The organism is Paraburkholderia sp. BR13444, from assembly GCF_040948755.1.
In the GTDB taxonomy this organism is placed as follows: Bacteria; Pseudomonadota; Gammaproteobacteria; order Burkholderiales; family Burkholderiaceae; genus Paraburkholderia; species Paraburkholderia youngii.
Map to the genome: position 1 here is coordinate 35,020 of NZ_JBFPKM010000001.1, position 18,959 is coordinate 53,978.

General features: G+C 61.7%; 13 protein-coding genes and 2 pseudogenes. 12 read left to right on the forward strand and 3 right to left on the reverse strand.

The genetic code is table 11. The annotated features are described in order from the left end of the window. Positions 1-389 precede the first annotated feature (389 nt). On the forward strand, positions 390-2,819 hold the full coding sequence (locus AB3X95_RS00190; RefSeq protein ID WP_368620379.1) for a beta strand repeat-containing protein: 2,430 nt from the start codon (positions 390-392) through the stop codon (positions 2,817-2,819). 300 nt (positions 2,820-3,119) lie between these two features. Then, positions 3,120-4,146: pseudogene (locus tag AB3X95_RS00195) on the forward strand (NAD(P)H-dependent flavin oxidoreductase). 351 nt (positions 4,147-4,497) lie between these two features. On the opposite strand, the gene AB3X95_RS00200 reads toward AB3X95_RS00195, so the two are convergent. Next, the gene (locus AB3X95_RS00200) at positions 4,498-5,457 is read right to left on the reverse strand and encodes a GlxA family transcriptional regulator (RefSeq protein ID WP_176369755.1); all 960 of its coding nucleotides are present in this window, start codon (positions 5,455-5,457) and stop codon (positions 4,498-4,500) included. Positions 5,458-5,566: 109 nt separating this feature from the next. On the opposite strand from AB3X95_RS00200, the gene AB3X95_RS00205 reads away from it, so the two are divergent. The 4 genes from AB3X95_RS00205 (at position 5,567) to AB3X95_RS00220 (ending at position 9,024) form a co-directional block, all read left to right on the forward strand. Then, entirely contained in the window at positions 5,567-5,872 is a 306-nt protein-coding gene (locus AB3X95_RS00205) for a putative quinol monooxygenase (RefSeq protein WP_368620380.1), read from the forward strand. A gap of 89 nt (positions 5,873-5,961) precedes the next feature. Then, a complete protein-coding gene (locus AB3X95_RS00210) occupies positions 5,962-6,720 on the forward strand; it encodes an alpha/beta fold hydrolase (protein WP_184227250.1) in 759 nt (252 codons plus the stop codon). Positions 6,721-6,834: 114 nt separating this feature from the next. Then, positions 6,835-8,562: a cytochrome c biogenesis protein DipZ gene (locus tag AB3X95_RS00215; protein WP_184227249.1), complete on the forward strand. Its 1,728-nt coding sequence runs from the start codon at positions 6,835-6,837 to the stop codon at positions 8,560-8,562. A 69-nt stretch (positions 8,563-8,631) separates the two neighbouring features. Next, positions 8,632-9,024: an MAPEG family protein gene (locus AB3X95_RS00220; RefSeq protein WP_176369747.1), complete on the forward strand. Its 393-nt coding sequence runs from the start codon at positions 8,632-8,634 to the stop codon at positions 9,022-9,024. Positions 9,025-9,831: 807 nt separating this feature from the next. Here the strand turns inward: AB3X95_RS00220 and AB3X95_RS00225 are convergent. Then, positions 9,832-10,647 (reverse strand): SDR family NAD(P)-dependent oxidoreductase, encoded by an 816-nt coding sequence (locus AB3X95_RS00225; RefSeq protein ID WP_368620381.1) that lies wholly within the window; start codon positions 10,645-10,647, stop codon positions 9,832-9,834. 117 nt (positions 10,648-10,764) lie between these two features. Between AB3X95_RS00225 and AB3X95_RS00230 the strand changes: the two genes are divergently transcribed. After that, complete coding sequence (locus AB3X95_RS00230; protein WP_368620755.1) at positions 10,765-11,703, forward strand: GlxA family transcriptional regulator; 939 nt, start codon at positions 10,765-10,767, stop codon at positions 11,701-11,703. Positions 11,704-12,915: 1,212 nt separating this feature from the next. Here the strand turns inward: AB3X95_RS00230 and AB3X95_RS00235 are convergent. Then, positions 12,916-13,980: an IS110 family transposase gene (locus AB3X95_RS00235; protein WP_368620382.1), complete on the reverse strand. Its 1,065-nt coding sequence runs from the start codon at positions 13,978-13,980 to the stop codon at positions 12,916-12,918. 764 nt (positions 13,981-14,744) lie between these two features. On the opposite strand from AB3X95_RS00235, the gene AB3X95_RS00240 reads away from it, so the two are divergent. The 5 genes and pseudogenes from AB3X95_RS00240 to AB3X95_RS00260 all read left to right on the forward strand — a co-directional run bounded on the left by AB3X95_RS00240 (position 14,745) and on the right by AB3X95_RS00260 (position 18,952). Continuing rightward, positions 14,745-15,209: a hypothetical protein gene (locus AB3X95_RS00240; RefSeq protein WP_368620383.1), complete on the forward strand. Its 465-nt coding sequence runs from the start codon at positions 14,745-14,747 to the stop codon at positions 15,207-15,209. A gap of 34 nt (positions 15,210-15,243) precedes the next feature. Beyond that, a pseudogene (locus AB3X95_RS00245) lies at positions 15,244-15,909 on the forward strand (protein mobD). A gap of 455 nt (positions 15,910-16,364) precedes the next feature. Beyond that, positions 16,365-17,357: an NAD(P)H-quinone oxidoreductase gene (locus tag AB3X95_RS00250; RefSeq protein ID WP_368620384.1), complete on the forward strand. Its 993-nt coding sequence runs from the start codon at positions 16,365-16,367 to the stop codon at positions 17,355-17,357. 9 nt (positions 17,358-17,366) lie between these two features. Next, on the forward strand, positions 17,367-17,792 hold the full coding sequence (locus AB3X95_RS00255; RefSeq protein ID WP_368620385.1) for a Zn-ribbon domain-containing OB-fold protein: 426 nt from the start codon (positions 17,367-17,369) through the stop codon (positions 17,790-17,792). 5 nt (positions 17,793-17,797) lie between these two features. Beyond that, positions 17,798-18,952, forward strand: a complete 1,155-nt coding sequence (locus AB3X95_RS00260; RefSeq protein ID WP_176367221.1) for a thiolase family protein — start codon at positions 17,798-17,800, stop codon at positions 18,950-18,952. The last annotated feature ends 7 nt before the right edge of the window (positions 18,953-18,959 follow it).

Genomic DNA, 18,959 nt, shown 5'->3' on the forward strand with positions numbered 1-18,959 from the left:
TGGCACTGGTTCGAACCGGCCATCAAGCGTCACTCGTGGCTCTGGGCCTCACGTACATTCAGACGTCGCGTCAGCGCTGCAAACCGCCCTTGGACCTTGAAACAGAAGCGGCGCTAGTTGCCATCGCCCTCCGCTGTACAAAGCTTATGAACCGACAGAAAAGGCCGCAACGTCCTTGAGCAACTCGACCTCAGAATTCGTGAGCGCATCATGGATGCAGCAACACGACGAATGGCCAAAAAAGCCCGACAACCAGGCACAAAACGCCGAAGTATCGGCATCCATCCGCGGCTGCAACGGCTATTCTTCAGACACTGCGACCAGCGCGTCTCCGCTCGGCGCCGTGGTCGTTAGTGGCCCATCCGCCCCTACGCGGAGAGGGGAAATGTATGTCACGACCCAAATTACGTCCGGCTGCGCGTCGCGCACCACATCGTTGGCAGTCTAGCAGACGCATCTGGATAGCCTTAGGCATCTCGCTTGCTGGAGCGTCTTTCACCTCCGCCGTGCTTGCCGCGGGCGTTCTTCCGCAAGGCGGTCAGTACGTCGCCGGGGCCGGCACGATCTCCAGTCAGGGTAGTGCGCTGCTGGTCACGCAGCCAGGTTCGACCCGCGGCGTGATCGACTGGAACAGCTTCTCTATCGGTGCCCAAAACCGCGTTGCGTTCGACAACGGCTCGGGCGCGACATTGAATAGGGTCACGGGCGGCTCGCCGTCGGCCATCCTCGGCAGGCTCAGTGCAACGGGCAGCCTCTATGTGATCAATCCGCAAGGCGTGGTCGTAGGCCCGTCGGGTGTCGTGACGACGGGCGGCCGTTTCGTCGCGTCCACGCTCGATGCCGACAACTGTGCGTTCATGGATGGCGGCGCACTCACGCTGTGGGGCAACTCGAATGCGAGCGTGATCAACCTCGGCAAAATCAGTTCGAGTGGCGCCGATGTTTTCCTGATCGCGCGAGGAGCGGTCGTCAACGGAGGGACGATCAAGGCGCCTGACGGTACGGCCGAGCTGGCCGCAGGCGAACAGGTGCTGCTGCAGGACTCGACCAGCAGCAAGCAGGTGTTCGTGCAGACAGGCAGTGAAGGTACGGTTGTCAACAGCGGACGCATCAGAGCCGCGCAGATCAGCCTGCAGGCCGCCGATGGCAACGTGTTTGCGCTCGCCGGCGGTGGTGCGCGCATCCGGGCCACGGGCACGGCGAACCGCGACGGCCATGTCTGGCTCGTCGCTGACGGCGGCCGGGTCGAGCAGGCGGGCGTCGTCACGGCCACGAACGCAGACGGCAGCGGCGGGACGGTCGACACCGACGCCGCGCAACTGGCGTTCGACGCAAAGGCCGCCGTCCGTGCCGGTGAATGGAATCTGTCGACGCCCGCCTTCACGATCGATCAATCCGCTGCACGCGCGCTGCGCAAAAGCCTGAATGCTGGCACCTCCGTCGATGTCGCCACGACCGGCGCGATGGGCGCAACGGGCGACATCGACGTCGCATCGAACCTGCGCTGGCGCGGTCCCGCTTCGCTGACGCTCGCCGCGTTCCACGATGTGTCAGTCGGAAGCGGCGCGACGGTCGCGAATAACGGCGCAGGCAATCTGAACTTGCGCGCCGACGCAACCGGCATCGATAACGGCGGCAGCGTCGTGAATAACGGCACGCTCGACTGGTCGAAGAGCACAGGTGCGCTGAGCGCTTTCTATGACATGAACGGCAGCTACGTTGCCGGCACGCAGCTGAGCAACCCGGGGTGGACACCTCCGGCATTCAGCGGCCTGGTCACCCAAATCACCGCATACAAGCTGGTGAACTCGCTGACCGATCTGACGAACGTCGCCAACAATCTCACCGGTAACTACGCACTCGGCAGGAACATCGATGCGAGCGCGACGAGCAGCACGCCATTCGTTGCGATCGGCACCGTCTTCACACCCTTCATGGGGCAGTTCGACGGACAAGGCAATACGATCGGTTCGCTAACGGTCGCGCAGGTGGTGGCTTCCGAGTTCTCACGCTTGATGGGTATGTTCGGTGTAATCGGCCCCCGGGGCGTCGTGCGCAACCTCGACATTTCGGGCACGGCGAGCACGACTCCCCTCCAGATGGCCGTCGTCTATATGGGCTTGCTGGCCGGCATCAACAACGGCACGGTCGTGCGGGTCAACACGTCCGGCACGGTTCGTACCGTCGCATTCAGCAATGCGGTCGACTTTTCGATCGCCGGTGGGCTCGTAGGCACCAACGCCGGCTCGATCCTGCGTTCTTCGAGCAGCGCCGCCGTGTCAACGGGGGGTGGGCTCGGTGGTCTGGTGGGCACGAATAGCGGCCTGATCAGCCAATCCTTCGCCACGGGGCCTGTCGATTCGTCGGGTTATATCGCTGAGGGCGGTGGCGGCCTGGTCGGCGGTAACAGCGGCACGATCAGCCAGTCTTATGCCACCGGCTCGACATCGTTACCTTTCTTTTGCCGAGGCGCTGCCGGTACGCCATGCGGCGGCGCGGCACTCGTCGTCACTAACTCAGGAACGATCACCCAGTCATTCGCAACCGGCTCTGTGACAAACCCGACCGGCTATGGACCGATTGGCATCGCGCGATCCAATACAGGCACGATCGGCAGCGATGTGTACTGGAACTCCGACACCACGAACGCCACAGTCGGCGTCTTGTACGGCACGCCGATTCCCGCGGCGAACGGGCTGACGACCGTTCAGATGAGCACGCCGGCCTCGTTCGTCGGATATGACTTCAGTCCGACGGGGGTGTGGTCGATGCCTGCCGGCGCGACGCATCCGGTACTGCGCTGGCAACTGGCGCAATGACACACGCGGAGTCAGTGAATAGCGCGGTTAGCGAGCTATCGGCGCGGGATGACTTTGCCCACGAATTTGCGTCAAGGCACGCGTCCGCAAAGGTCGTGAACACGCCAACGATTTCGCCTCACGAATGTCCACTGTACTCGGAGAGGCGCCGCGCCGGTCGCAACTGGGCGGCTGGCTGAATCGGGTCGATATAACCCCTTCGTCATAGCACCCCAGCCTGGACTCGATCCGCGTCGACGTGACGAGCGCACAATTGCCATACCCTAGTCATGATCTGGTGAACGGGTGAAGGAGCGTGCGATGAGCATCACTGGGAACAGAGCTGAGCTGCTCCCGAAACTTGGAATTGCCGTACCGATCATCCAGGCGCCGATGGCCGGCTGGGCTACTTCGGCGACCGGCCGTTTAGCGTGAACGTCTTCTGCCACGTTCGCCCGGTCGTGGATCCGGTGCGCGACGCTCGGTGGCTCACGTATCTGAAGCCGCATTTCGCGCGCTTCCAGGCGGAGCCCACGATAGCCTCGGGCGTTGGATACGAAAGCTTCGTCGACGACGACGCGATGTTGACGATGCTGTTGGAAGAACGTCCCGTTGCCGTCAGCTTTCATTTCGGGTTGCCACCCACGAAAAAAATCGAAGCGTTGCGCAACACCGGCATTGTGCTGATGGCGACGGCGACCAATCTGGACGAAGCGGGGCAAATAGCGGCAGCGAGAATCGATGCCATTGTTGCGCAGGGGATCGAGGCGGGCGGCCACCGCGGCATGTTTGATCCAGCATTTGCTGACGAACGGCTCGGCACGATGACCCTTGTTCGATTGCTGCTGCGCGAAAGCTCACTGCGCGTGGTTGCCGCAGGGGCGATCATGGACGGTGCCGGTATCGCCGCTGTGCTCGCGTTGGGTGCGCAAGCGGCACAGCTGGGGACTGCTTTCCTTGGCACGGTGAGTCTGCTGCGAACGAGGCCGACCGCGCTGCGCTTCTCGACCCGCGAAGCAGGACTGCAACGACTGGGGCAATCTCTGGCAGGCCCGCTTGCAGCATCGAAAATCATTTCACTGATCTCGGGCAAGATCCCGACTGCCCGCGGGTACCCGATTTTCCGTTCGCATTCGCTGCGGCCCAAGCGCTGAATGCTGCGGCAGAGGCGCACGGTAGCTTCGACTATGCGGTGCGATGGGCAGGGCAGGGAGTACGGCTGTCGGGAGCGATGCCGGCCGCCGAGTTGGTCGCCACACTCGCACGCGAAATGAACTGTTCAATCACGTCGTTATCGGCCAACTCGTTACCACCGCCGATCTCGCTCGAGCGGCCGTTCCATCATTAACCCGCGAGCGTCGCGAAAGGTCGGGACTTATCGACCGACGCCCCGGCGCCAAGGCCCTTGTACCTCCCAAGGAGCCGTTGCGTTCGTGCTAGATCGAACGGCTGGAGCGGGTCGGGAGTTCGCACTGCCGACTGGCCGCTTCCGGGATGCCGAATTCCACTGGCCGCTTTCCGGCGATGAATTTGAAGAGCGGGCTGACGCAGCCCGACCCGAAGCTGTCTTCCCTGCTAACGTCGGGATGGGGGCCGTTTCCAGGGTGAAGCCGTCATTCGACTCATCGATTCAGCGGGCAAATCCTCTTGCGGGATCAGTCGAGCACCGCCGCCGGCACACTCCAATTGTCGAGAAGGCTCACGAAGCCCGCACCTCCCGGACCCCTTTACCTATGCGCCGCCGCAGCAGCGTGCGCAGCGTCACGCCGTCCGCGTAACCGACCTGCTCGGCGATGCGATCCACGCTCAGCTTGCTCGTTTTCAGCAGATGAACGGCGCGCTCGACCCGCAGATCCTGAATGTACTCGACGGGCGTTTTACCGAGCACCTCGTTTAGACGGCGCGTCAACGTTCGCTTGCTGGTCGCCAATTCTTCGGCGGCGTCGTCGAGCGCGATGGCCGTGTCGAGGTGTTCGCGCACCCAACGGTCGAAACGCTCGACGAGCGGGTCAGAATGGGCCAGATGATCGGAGATCGCAAAGGCAGACTGCGACGGCCGCGAATCGAATACGAGGTACTTGCCCACGAGCGCCGCAAGCTCGGGACTGTTGTTGCGGATCAGCCAAAGCGCAAGGTCGAGATGGCTCAGAGCGGCCCCCGCCGTTACCGTGCTGCCGCTGGGCACGACAATGCGATGCGCGTCCAGGTGCACTCGAGGGTAACGTTGCCGGAACACCGGAGAAAGCCACCAGGTGGTCGTGGCTTCGCGCCCATCGAGCAAGCCGCTTTCGGCCAGCACAAAGGTGCCCGTACAAGCGGCTCCGATACGCGCGCCGGCACTGTGCCACGAGCGCAATGCCCCGAGCGCATCGACCACGTCCGCCCGGCCTAGCGAAGGCACGAGCAGATCCGTCGTCGTCCGGTTGAGCGCCGGTACGACGACCCAATCCGGGGCCGGGGTGTCTGTCATGTCGCGCACGGGAACCTGCAACCCAAGTGCGGTGCGTACCTCTGGCCGCGCCCCTACGACGGTGATCTCGAAGCCCGGGGTGGCCATCCCCGTCGAGCGCGCAAGTTCGTTGGCCGTCGTCAACGCATCGAGCACGGTGGTGAGGCCGGTGTCGAACACGCCCTCGAGCGCCAGGACAACAATCTTCATGGCAGGATCGATACCAAAATTGTCGATTGAGACAGTATCTCCACGGGCGCTCTGTTTGTAAAGTCTATTCCAACGCGTGAACCCGTCACGCGCAAACTGGAGAGCCAAGATGATCAAGAAAGCACTATTCGTCCGACTTGAAGCCAAGCCGGGAAAAGAGCAGGCGGTAGCGGACTTCCTCGACGCCGGCCTGGAAATGACGAATCGCGAGGCGACCACACCGATCTGGTTCGCCCTCAGGCTGTCGCCGACGACGTTCGGCGTCTTCGACGCCTTTGCGAGCGAAGAAGATCGCCAGGCACACCTGCACGGAAGTATGGCCGGCGCCCTGATGGCGCGGGTCGACGAAATGCTTGCCAGCCCTCCATCGGTCGAGCCGATCGACGTTCTGGCGATCAAGTACAAGCTGCACTGATTCCCGGTTAGCCATCACCGTTCAATTCTCGCCCGTCAAGCACGATTCTCGCGAACGACGGGCAACTACAGACGATTCTGGAGAGTAAAATGTTTGTACTGCGAAATAAACTGGCCATTGCCGCCCTGATTGCCCTGGGCGCCACCATGGCTCACGCCGAGGCAAAGGCGGCTGCGAAGGATGTGGTCATTGTCCACGGCGCACTGGTGGATGGCTCCGGCTGGCGGGCCGTCCACGACATACTGGTCAAGGATGGCTACCACGTGACGATCGTGCAAGAGCCGCTCACAGGCCTCGCCGAGGACGTCGATACCGCCAGGCGCGTCATCGATCAGCAGCCGGGCCCGGTGGTGCTGGTCGGCCACAGCTACGGCGGCTCAGTGATCACGGAGGCAGGTGTGGATCCGAAGGTCAGCTCGCTCGTCTATGTGGCGGCACTGCAACCCGACGCCGGCGAAGCAAGCGGCCAGTTGCTGCAGAAGTTCGCCGCACCCAACGATGCGATGCGAGCGACGCCGGACAAGTATTTCTTCCTCCCGCCGGCGAAATTCCGTGAGAACTTTGCCGCAGACGTCCCGCCCCCGGACGCGCAATTCCTGGCGGACTCGCAGGACCAGCTCGCCGAGAAAGCGTTGGGGGCGCCCGTTTCTGTGGCGGCATGGCGAACCAAGCCCAGCTACGCCATCCTGACCACCCAGGATCATATGGTGAGCCCTGAGCTTCAGCGCTGGATGTATCAACGCTCGGGTGCCAAGGTGACCGAAGTGAGCGCAAGCCACGCTGTCTTTATCTCGCAGCCGGCCGCAGTCGCGCGAGTGATTGAGGCTGCCGCGAAGTCGACGAACTGACCGGTAATCGTCTCGGTGGGGCACCTGTCGGCTTTGCGCCGACGGCCGACGCCGTCGCCAGTCGGCCCGCCCCCATCGCAGATAGCCACGCTACCCCTCCCGGATGTCGCCATCATGCTAGTACTAATCCTTGCCTACCTCGGCGGTGCACTGACCATCCTCAGTCCGTGCATCCTGCCGGTGCTGCCTTTCGTATTTTCGCGAGCAGACCGCCCGTTCGCACGCAACGGACTGCCGATGTTGGCGGGCATGGCGCTGACCTTCGCCGTGGTCGCCACGCTGGCCGCCGTCGGCGGCGGCTGGGCCGTCCGCGCAAACCAGTACGGCCGCTTCGTCGCCCTGGCCGTGCTCGCTGTGCTTGGCCTGTCCTTGCTCTCGGAGCGCGTCGCCGAATGGATCACCCGTCCGTTCGTGGCGCTTGGCAACAAGCTCACCGAGCGCACCGGGAGCCAGGATGATTCGGTGCTCTCGGCGGCTGGGCTGGGCGTAGCCACGGGGCTGCTCTGGGCGCCCTGCGCAGGCCCGATCCTGGGCCTGCTGCTCACGGGTGCGGCCCTCAGAGGCGCCAGCGTACGGACAACGTTGTTGCTGCTCACCTACGCGGCGGGCGCGGCGACGTCGCTCGCGCTGGCACTGCTGATCGGCGGACGCGTCTTCGCCTTGATGAAGCGCTCGCTGGGCGCTGGGAAATGGGTGCGCCGCGCCTTGGGCGTGCTGGTGCTGGCAGGTGTGGCCGCCATCGCGCTGGGGCTGGATACCGGGCTGCTGACACGCGTGTCGCTGGCCAGCACGGGCGGCATCGAACAGAAGCTGATCGACGCGATGCGCCCTGCGCCTCTCGTGCAACTCGCCGTCAACGCTGGTGGCGATACGCTGCCGGTGGAGGGCGATCTGCCCGCGCTCGATGGCGCCACTCAGTGGCTCAACAGCCCGCCGATCTCGGCGCAGTCGCTGCGCGGCAAGGTGGTGCTGGTCGATTTCTGGACCTACTCCTGCATCAACTGCATCCGCTCGCTGCCGTACGTGCGAAGCTGGGCTGACAAGTACAAGGACTACGGACTGGTGGTGATCGGCGTGCACGCGCCCGAGTTCGCGTTCGAGAAGGATCCCGGCAACGTCGCCCACGCCGTGAAGGACCTGGGCGTAGATTACCCGGTCGCACTCGACAACGGTTACACCATCTGGAAGGCGTTCAGCAACGAGTACTGGCCTGCGCATTACTTCATTGACCCGCAGGGGCACATTCGTCACCACCACTTTGGCGAAGGCGACTACAGGCAAAGCGAGGACGTGATCCGCCGACTGCTCGCTGAGGCCGGCCGGAAGGACCTGCCCGGCGGCTACGTGCAACCGGGCGTACAGGGCGCGCAGGTCGCTGCCGGCTCAGGCGATACTGGGCGCTCGCCGGAAACCTACGTCGGCTATGCACGCGCGCAGAACTTCGCGAGCGGCACGGTGGCGCAGGACGAGACTGCGACGTATCACGCGCCCTCGACCCTGACGGTGAACCAGTGGGGGCTCGACGGGCGCTGGTTGGTCAGCGACGAAAGTGCCCGGCTTGACAGCCCTAACGGACGCATTGTTTATCGCTTCCGTGGCCGTGACTTGCATCTGGTGCTGGGGCCCGGCCGCGACGGCCAGCCCGTGCGCTTTCGTGTGCTGATCGACAACAAGGCGCCCGGCGCCGACCGCGGCGCGGACATCGATGCGGATGGCAACGGCACGATCACAGGGCAGCGTCTGTACCAGCTCGTGCGGCAGGCCAATGGCAGCGGTGAACGCACCTTCGAAATCACGTTTCTCGACCCTGGCGTGCTGGCTTACGCGTTTACGTTCGGCTGACTCGCGCCTTTGGCGCGAGAAGCGTCTCATGCCCTCACACTGATTTCGACGCTCACGCAAGGAGTTGGAATGAACAGCATCGCACTGGCCTGCACCTGTGTCCTCGGTTTGCTTCTGTTCGCACTTGGATTCACCATCACGGTCGTGCGCACGCGCGTCGGGCTGCTGAGCGGCTACGCGTCTGAACCCGATCAGCTGCTAACCAAACTGGTTCGCGCTCACGGCAATACCGCGGAGTACGCGCCGTTCCTTGCGGTGCTATTCCTGTATCTCGGCTCTCAGAATCCGCCTCACTGGGAGCTTTGGTGCATGGCCGGTGCAACGGCCTGCCGCTTGCTCCTGGTCGTTTCGCTAGTTGCCTGGCCCACCATGTCGAAGCCCAATCCGGCTCGTGCTATCGGGGCGTTGGGAACTTACGCGTTCGGGGTGGCACTCTGCATCGCATTGTTCGTTGTCCGTTAGCCCGCCGGCCGTGTTGTGTCGTTTGTTCGAACAGGAGAGGGCATCATGAAACTCGACCGGCGCCCCCGCCGATGCGTGAGCGTCAGCGAAGGTAGATGACTGGCCTGGTGCCATCCGACGCTGAAGGTCCGATGCTTGAGCGTAGCCGCCGCTCGAATGACCGCGTGACGGAGATAGCGAACGGCAGCTCCTGGCCGAGCCCGGTCCGACGTGTCCGGCTCTGATCGACCCACTCCGGCCATTGGATCCAGCAGCACCTCTACGGCAGGTTTCGAGGTCCAGCAGACATCTATGCCTTCGTGCCGGCCGGCAAGTGCTTGGTCGGAGCGGTCACTCGCGCCTAGGTTGTCACGCAGACGGCGATCGTTTTCGCGGCGCCGCCAAGACCGTTGCTGACCATGCTTGGCAGATGGTCCGAACAGGCTTAATCGGATATTAAAAAAGGTGCATTCTCAAATGCAGCAGGATCATCTTAAACGCATCGCTGCCTGTATTGCATCCCCAGCCTTTGCTGCGGGCACTGAATTGGGCACGTCCTTTGGAAGTCAGCAAGTGCAGCTTTGCCTTCGGTGATGCCGGGATCGCTCATGATCACGCTTGGCAGAAGTTGCGGGTTTGCGGGTATTTCAGCGCTCATAACCAACCACACGACCGCCATAAGATCCTCCCACGAGATGCACGTTACCAACGTTGAGCGCTCGAATGGAATTAATTTGAACAAGCTGGCGTCAGCCGCGCTGCGTTTGGCCGAACGGAGCGTTACGACTCCGTTCGGCTCGCGACGAATCCGCCCCATGAACCGCCTTTCTAGCCGGCTTGTTTTGCCGCGACGTGATATCGGGGCGCTGGAACACGGCGGGAAAGGTTCTCCAGCGTGAAGTTCTGGCGGGCTGATTCATACGCCTCCCAGACCCCGGCGTCAGGCAAGGACGGAATGGTCACGAGTTCGCCCTGGTCGAGGCCGGCAAGTGCCGCGTCCACCAAATCGTCGGCCGACATCACGATTTCAGGCGGGAAATTTTCGACCGGCGTGCCGGCGATTGGCCAGAATTCCGTGGCGATGGCACCAGGGCAAACGGCCTGAACGCGAATATTTTTGTCTGCGAGCTCGTGGACGAGAGACTGGCTGAACGCGAGGACGTACGCCTTCGTTGCACCATAGACGCCGTTAAGGATTTCCGGCCGAATGCCGACGATGGACGCGATATTGATGATCGTCCCGCCACCGCGCTGGACGAACCCTGGAACTGCCGCATACGTGAGACGCGTGAGGGCACTGACGTTGAGCTCGATCATATCGTCCACCTTGTCCGCATCGGCCTGCAGAAGCGGCGCGGTCGCACCGACGCCCGCGTTGTTGACCAGCAAGGTGATGCTCGCATCTGTTTGGAGCACTGCTTCAATCCGGCGGACGTCCGCCTTGTTGCTGAGGTCCGCCGCCTCGACCTGGACGGTCCGACCTGTATCGTCCGTGAGGCGTTTGGCCAGAGTGTTGAGGCGCTCGCGGTTACGAGCAACGAGAATCAGGTCGTAGCCGCGACGTGCCAAGCGGTCAGCGTAGACAGCACCGATCCCAGTGGAGGCACCAGTCACAAGCGCGGTGCCGTTCGAAGAAATGGTCATGAGCTTCTCCAATCAATCATGGCGTCTGAATTGACGCTTGTCCGTGACTATATGGGCTTTACATCATGACCTGAAGGTCGTATAAACACCTTTTTCGGACATCCCGTGGAGACGATGGTGCACCACGTCGGCTTTGTCGTGTTCCCCGGTTTTCAGGTGATGGGTCTGACGATGCTTACCACCTTCGAGGTTGCCAACGTTGTTCTGGGCGAGGACGTCTATCACACCACGCTGCTATCGGAACACGGCGGTCTAGTGCGATCTTCAACAGGCTTCTGCGTTGAAACCGACCCTTTCGGTGAGGCGAGGTTCGACACGGTCATCATCGGAGCCGGTATGCTGCCCGAGCCCGCAACACCTCGTCTGCTCGAATTCGTCCGACGCTCACGCCAGGCATGTCAGCGGCTGGCCACAACATGCGTCGGCGCATTTATTCTGGCTGAAGCCGGTCTTCTCGATGATCGCCGGGCGACCACGCATTGGGCGTTTGCACGAGACCTTAAGTCGCGATTTCCACGCGTGACGGTGGAGGAGGACCGCATCTTCATCGTTGATGGGACAATCTGGACGTCAGCAGGCATGAGCGCAGGCATCGACCTGGCCTTGGCTATGGTGGAGAAAGATCACGGAGCGGACGTTGCTCGATCTGTTGCACGAAAGCTTGTCGTTTACCACCGTCGTGCGGGCGGGCAATCGCAATTTTCAGCCCTGCTGGAGCTGGAACCGAAGTCGGACCGGATTCAAAGCGCGCTCGACTACGCAAGAAGAAACTTGCAGAGCACGCTGTCTGTTGACGAGCTAGCTGAAGTTGCGCACCTTAGCCCAAGGCAGTTCACGCGAGCCTTTCGCGCCGAAACTGGGCAGTCGCCTGCCAAGGCGGTGGAGAACCTCCGAGTCGAGGCTGCTCGCCTGATGATGGAGCAAGGCCGCTTTTCGATGGACCAGGTTGCCAGGGAAACAGGCTTTGCTGACCGAGAACGTATGCGTCGTGCCTTTCTGCGGACTTTGGGGCAGCCACCACAGGCTGTTCGCCGCAATTCCAGGCTCACGAATTGACAACTGCATCCATCGCAGGGGGGCGCGAATCACGGCGACGTAGAGGCCTTGTCGGGCATCTCCGTCACTCTCGGCGCAGCAAGACGCCCAAGCTCGGTCGTTTGCGAGACGCCCTACCTGCCGTCCGCAGAAAAACATCACGGACCAACCCATCGTGCTTAACGCCTCAACTACGTGCACGTGCGCCTTAAGTGACAACGTTTGAACTCTGTCGCTCGAACGCGTCATTACCAGCAACCCTTGGGTCGCCCACCATTCTTCATGTCTACTGCCCGTAATGATTGAAACGATGGTCGCGGGCGCACGAGACTTATGCCTGTGCTCGTATCGTTTGTCCTCTGACTTTAGCGGTACAGGGCTTGAGTTGTGGCGTTGCTCACAACAAAAAGCCTGTGCGGACCCTTCGCATAGTAGGAGCAGGTCGTGATTTGAGCCACATCGTTCATGGCGTGAAACGCTGCATATTCGACCTTTGAGACATCGGCAGGCGAACATACCATACCCTCCAGCCAATCCCATCGAGCGAATGGAGATGGCGGTCGGTAATCGGTCCAGTGTGGGTGCCAAGCATATCAACGTCAACAAACTCCGCTACTTCTCCGAACCCCCTATCCTACTGTAAGGACTTTCGCTGTATGTCAACTACGGTTTATGGGCCGTGGATGATCGTCTTCGTTTGTGTTTTGATGCACACGGGGTACTCAATCTATTTGCGCTTTCCGCTCCCCGGTTACGCAGGGTTGCTGCGCGTGTGACACGTTTTCCTGCGCCGCACGTTGGCACCGCTCGTATTCGATGCTCATTTTATTTGCGCAGATTGCTGTTCACCGACTTCACGGACGCGCGTGGGATTTGCGCGAAGGAGTAAACCTCTGCGCACGAAGTTTGCCCGGTACGGTGTACGACCTGATTTTTAATATCCGCGTGATTTGCGATTCCTTTGCCGTGAGGCTGTAGATGCTGGGCGTGTGCTGAGCTGTAGAGGTAGCAGACTGCATCCCTGTAACCGGCCTTCTCGCGCCAGAACTGCCAGCGCGGGCCACCATATCGAAGCCGCACGGGAGCTCCCAATTCCATCCGAGACGCAGCCTGCGCAGCGGGGATCAACCGCCACGGAATGGGGCTGGCCAGCAGGATAGCCGGGGTTTGCTCCCGTTCGGTCTGACCTCATGTTGCTATTGCACGTTGCAGCGTGGCGGGAAGTGCCTGGTACTACACGGTCGCGGTCGCGGCCGGCGCGCGATAGCGCTGCCAGGCGAGCGGATCGTAGGCTTCGTCGTGAGCCAGCATCGCCCACAGCATGCGGGCGTGTTTGTTGGCGATTGCGACGAGCGTCCTGTGATAGCCCTTGCGGTGGAACAGGTCGACGATCCAGCGCCCGAGGCGGGAGAGCCTGTCGGGCAGGCAGCGCAAGGCTGACTGCAGGGCGCTGCGCGCACCCTGTACCAGCAGGCTGCGTAGATAGCCATCACCGTGCCGGGTCACCTTGCCCAGTCGGGATTTGCCGCCGGAGCTATGCTGCTGGGGCGTCAGGCCGAGCCAGGCGCCAAACTGCCGGCCGTTCCTGAAGCTGGATGCATTGGAAACGGTGGCTACCAGCGCGCTGGCGGTAAGCGGTCCGATACCGAGCAGTTCCCGCAGGCGCCGGGCGGGACCGTTACCAGCGAGATGTGCCGCAATTTCGGCATCACACCGTGTGACGCGCGCTTCAAGAGCGGCGAATTGCTCGCGCGCTTCCAGCAGGAGTGCCCGGATCGACGAGGGTAGTGCCGCGTCGTCGGTGGGTCGGGGTAATGCAGCTCGCAGTGTCGATCGGGAGCGGCCGAGCGCGATGCCAAATTCGGCGAGTAGTCCCCGCAGGCGATTGATCAGTGCGGTGCGCTCCTCGATCCATCCCAGGGGGGCGCGATGCCAGCTCAGGATGGCCTGCTGTTCGACCGTCTTGATGGTCACGAACCGCAGGGTGGGTTGACGGGCCGCTACTGCAATCGCCTCGGCGTCTGCCGCATCGTTCTTGCCGCCTTTGCGAAACGGGGCGACGAATTCGGGGGCGATCAGGCGTACGGTGTGACCGCGGGCTGAGAACCAGCGTCCCCAATGATGGGCGGAACTGCACGATTCCATCGCGATGGTGCCACTGGGGGCCTGCACGGCGCAGCGCTCGAATGCCGCCCGGCGCAACACCCGTCGCTCGCGGACAGCACCGCGTTCGTCGAGCACACAGATCGCGAAGACTTCCTTGGCCAGATCAATGCCGATCGTGATGGGACTGTTCATGGTTCACCTCGTCGTTCGGAAGAAAACAGCACGCCGCTTCGCGCGCCGCTGTGCGTGCCAGTTTGCGCGTGCCACTACCGACTCGAAAGTCCCTGATATTCCATCCCTCGTTGTTATTCTTTTCCTTTTGTCTTCCGCAAATCCTGTGAGTGTGGTCGCCAGTGGTTGCGCAGAAAGATGAACACCTGCCGCAAAAAAAATGTACTCATCCGCGCAGCAAGATGAACTGACCTGGCTGAAAAAAATAGCGTATCGCGTGAGCGGGTTTCCCCCCACACGCAAATAAATGATTGACCGGGATCGCGAAGGCATGACTGATGGCGCAACATGGATGAGCAGGGGTTGCCGTGCTCAGCACAGAAAGATTCAAGGGCCGTATTGAGTCCGCGCGCGAGGATGCCGACGCTCGCGCAAATTGAACAGAGAAAGTTCCGCGCCCTGTACCGTAGGCCGCGCATCAGACAGACACGTCACATCAAATCCCACGATCATCCGACGCAAATTGGCGAGTGACGGATTTCGTGTGCTGCCCGTTGTCAATGCACAGCCTCCGATCATTCGACTCGAAGGCCGATGCACTCGTGTTGGCCGATGCGTAATAACGGTACGTTGCGCGCACGCGACGGCGCAAAAAAATTTGTTGTCCAGAGAAGTCCAGTGCAATCCAGCACCGTCCGTCACGCCGATTCGAGTCTGTTTCCAAGGATTGACGCGTGCCAGTCCCCTTTGCAAGATGGCATGAAATCTGTGTGCAGGAGCTAATCATGCCGGTGATGAAAAGCTTTACCCGGGCGCAATGGGGCGCAGCAGCTCGCCGTCTCGATGCACTGCCGGAAAAGCCCGCGCATGAGCACCGCGTCAATGTGCGGGATGCAATGAAGTCCATGCAGTCTCAAATCATCGATGCACAGAGAAAGGGCTACACACAGGAAGAAATCGTCCAGCAGATCGCCCAGGACGGTGTGGAAATCAGCGCCGGTACGTTGCGATACGCGATGCAGCGTGCTGCCAGGGAAGAAAAGGCAGTGCAGGCCGAGCGGCACGTCGCTACGAATATCGCCATGACATCGTCTCGGGGGAAGAAAGACAATCAGGCGAAGCAATCACATTCTCCCCATGCGCGCGCCGGATTACAGCAGAAAGGGGATGGGGGAACTACCGGACCCGAACGCACAGAGGTCCGGGGCTTCCTTGGATTTCCGATCACGCCGGATACCGAAAACCTGTAGAGGTCCGAAATGGCAATGGAAAATCCTGCAATCTATGGTCGGCGGCAGCAAGGGCGGCGTTGGGAAGAGTTTCGTTACGCTGGCGCTGGTCGAATATCTCCGGCGCACGTATGTCCACACCGTCCTGGTGGAGACGGACACGTCGAATCCTGATGTCATGAAAGCCATCCATGATGAAATCGGATGCGCTTCATGTGATCTGGGTGAGGCGGCCGGCTGGATCGATTTCGTCAATTTCTGCGATCAGCATCGGGACGCGACAGTCGTCGTCAATACGGCGGCGCGAAGTCAGGCCGGCGTTGCCCGGTACGGCGGGACACTCGCCGCCACGCTGGATGACCTGGCCCGGCGTCTCGTCATGCTATGGGTGATCAACCGGCAGCGCGACAGTCTCGAACTGCTGCTTGAGTTTGGCGAAACATTCCCGCATGCGTTCACGCATGTCGTGCGCAACGGTTACTTCTGCTCGCCGGACAAGTTCACGCTGTACAGGGAATAGAACCTCCGCAAGACCATCGAGGCACAGGGCCGGTCGCTGGATTTTCCTGATCTCGCGGATCGCATCGCCGACGAGCTTCGCAGTCAGCGCCTGTCGATCCACAAGGCGGCGGAGACGATGCATATCGGCGAGCGGGCGGAACTGCTGCGATGGCGCGCGCTGTACAGCGACATGTTCGCCAGGGTGACTGCCGATGCGTAATCAACGGCGGTAATGGGGTGGGTTTCCAGAATGCACCCCAGAAATTAATAGGTAAACGCCGGGTCACGCTATTTGACCCGGTTAGATGCAGACCCAGGCAGCACTTGTTGCCGAATGAATGGACAGGTAGCCTGCCGGCTTACCTATCCGGTGAGGGCTACTTCCGCCCCTTTACCATGGGTGACGTGCCTTACCCCGTCGCTGATGCTCGCTGCAGAGAGAGCAATCATGTTGTCATAGCCGAGGTCGCACACACCTGCATGGCAAAGCATTCCGCTCAACGGAATCCAATAATCAATCCCCTAGTCGTTACGGCGCCCTTATGCCAGTAGGCAGTTCGCTTAACCGGTGTCTGGCGTCGGAATGACGATTCCGCTGAACGGAATACGAGTTTTGATGCAGCGGAATGCCTGCCGTATATTTTTAGCCAGACGAGCAACAGGAGCGGACTGGCTGTGCAAACGATCCATATTTCGCGTGCGGGCGGCCCCGAGGTACTGCAGGGGATTATCTGCCCGCAGCCACAACCGGGACCAGGAGAGCTCCTGCTTCGTGTTTCCTACGCTGGTGTGAACCGGCATGATTGCAACCAGCGGGCGTCCGCGCGCCATCCCAATATCACGCTGCCAGCGAATATCCCAGGCCTCGAAGTGGCGGGCGAGGTAATGGCCTGCGGGCCCGGCGTAGAGAACTTCCGGCCCGGCGACTCCATCTGCGCGTTGGTCGATGGCGGCGGCTATGCCGAGATGTGTCTGGCCGACGCAGCGCTGACTTTGCCCTGGCCGACCGATGAACTGCGTACCGGAGCCGCGTTGCCTGAGGGCCTATTTACCGCCTGGTACAACCTTATCGAACTGGCCAGGCTGCAACCCGGCGAGCGGCTCCTGATCCATGGTGGCACGAGTGGGGTCGGGTTGATTGCCACGCAACTCGCCGTCATGCGCGGCACTGAAGTCTGGTCAACCTGCGGCAACGAGGAGAAGCGTGCACTGAGTGCCAGCTTCGGTGCAGCGCGTACCTTCAACTATCGCGCGCCTGACTTTCTTCCAGCTCTGCAAGAAGCGGTAGGCAATGGGATGGACGTGATCCTGGATCTCTCAGGCTTGCGCTACTTCAATTCCAATCTGAAGCTCGCGTCCGATGGTGGCCGCATCGTTTACCTCTCCTCATCCTCCGGCGGGCCAGAGCCGCTCAATGGTGCCGCGTTGATGACACGCCAGGTGTGGATCACCGCCTCGCGCTTGCGGCAACTGCCGCGCGAACACAAAGCGCGGCTTGCTGCAGCGCTGACCGGCGCGCACTGGCTGGACCTGTCTGCAATCCGTTTGCACATCGATTCCGAGTTTCCCCTGGCTGAGGCCGCCCGCGCACATGAGCGTATGGAAAGCGGTGAGCATGCCGGCAAGATCCTGCTCGCCGTTAGCGAATCCGTCCAATTTCACCAGTGAGTTTGACTTATGAGCCACGTTATCCCCGACAGCATTGAGCGCCCGGTCTGGGCCATTCCGGGCAGCATTGTCTATGCCTCCGACGGCTCGCCGCGAGTGATGGCGGGGGTCTGCCGTCATTGCGGCCAATCGGTATTTCCGCCGCCCAAGGTTTGCCCCGCATGCTGGGAGGAGACGATCGACAAGATCGAGGTGCCATCAACCGGCACCGTCTATACCTACTCAGTGGTGCATTCCGGCCGCGCTGGCTGGAAGACCCCCTATGTGCTGGCATTCGTCGACTTCAAGGAGCGCAACGTACGTGTGGTCGGGATCGTCCAGGGCCCGGAGGGTTGGAGGCCCGAACTCGATTCCACTGTCCGCGTTGGTATCGGCATCGTGTGTAACGACGCCAACGGCGAGCCGGTTTACGCCCACTGCTTCCTTCCGGAGTAAGCGCGATGAGTCGTAACAATTTCCGTCGCGTCGCTGTTGCCGGTGTCGCCATGAGCCAATTCGGCAAGCGTCCTGACACCACTTTGCAAGACCTTGGTTGGCCGGTTGTCAAGCAGGCGATCGCAGACAGCGGTTTCGATCGCAAGCAAATCGAGGCCGTTTATTGCGGTTCCGCGTATGGCGGTCGTCTGGTTGGCCAGCGTGTGTTGCGCCCGCTGGGCTTGCTGGGCATCCCGGTGGTGAACTGCGAGAACGCTTGTTCAAGCGGCGCCACTGCCTTTCGGGAAGCGTGGCTGGCGATCGCCAACGGCCTCTGCGATGTCGCCCTGGTGCTGGGCATCGACAAGCTCACATCGTTGGGTGGCGGTGTTCTGCCAGGACAGCCGGAGGATCACGAGGTGTCGGTCGGCATGAGCATGCCGGTGATGTATGCGATGCGCGCGCGTCGCTACATGCATGAGCACGGCATCTCGGACGCAGACTTGGCGCAGGTGGCAGTGAAGGCACACAAGCACGGGGCACTCAACCCTTGGGCGCAGTTGCGCAACGAAGTGTCGCTGGAGCAGGTGCTCAACGCCCGTCCTATCGCCGAGCCGTTCACGCTGATGCACTGCTGCCCGACTGGCGACGGCGCTTCTGCTGTGGTGCTGTGTGCCGCGGAATGCGTCCCAGCCTCCGGCCGCAAGCCGGTGTGGGTCGCGACGTCGCATCTCACTTCCGGCAAGTACATGACTGGCTTCCGCGACATGACCACGCCCGAGATCACGGTGCGCGGCGCCAAGGATGCGTACGAGGAGGCAGGCATCGGCCCGGGCGATATCTCGGTCGCCGAGGTACATGACGCCTTTACGATTGCCGAGCTGCTGTACTACGAGGCTTTTGGCTTCTGCCCCCAAGGTGAAGCGATCCAACTGCTGAAGAGCAGCGCTACCTCTGTGGGAGGGCGCATCCCGGTCAATCCGAGCGGCGGCCTGCTGTCCAAGGGCCATCCAGTGGGCGCCACCGGCATTGCTCAAATCACCGAGATCGTCTGGCAACTGCGCGGCGAGGCCAAGGGCCGGCAAGTAGAAGGTGCAAAGGTAGGACTGGCACACTGCACAGGTGGGGGCATCTCGGGTTTGGACCACGGCGCTTGCGCTATCAATATCTTTACGCTGTGAGTAGACG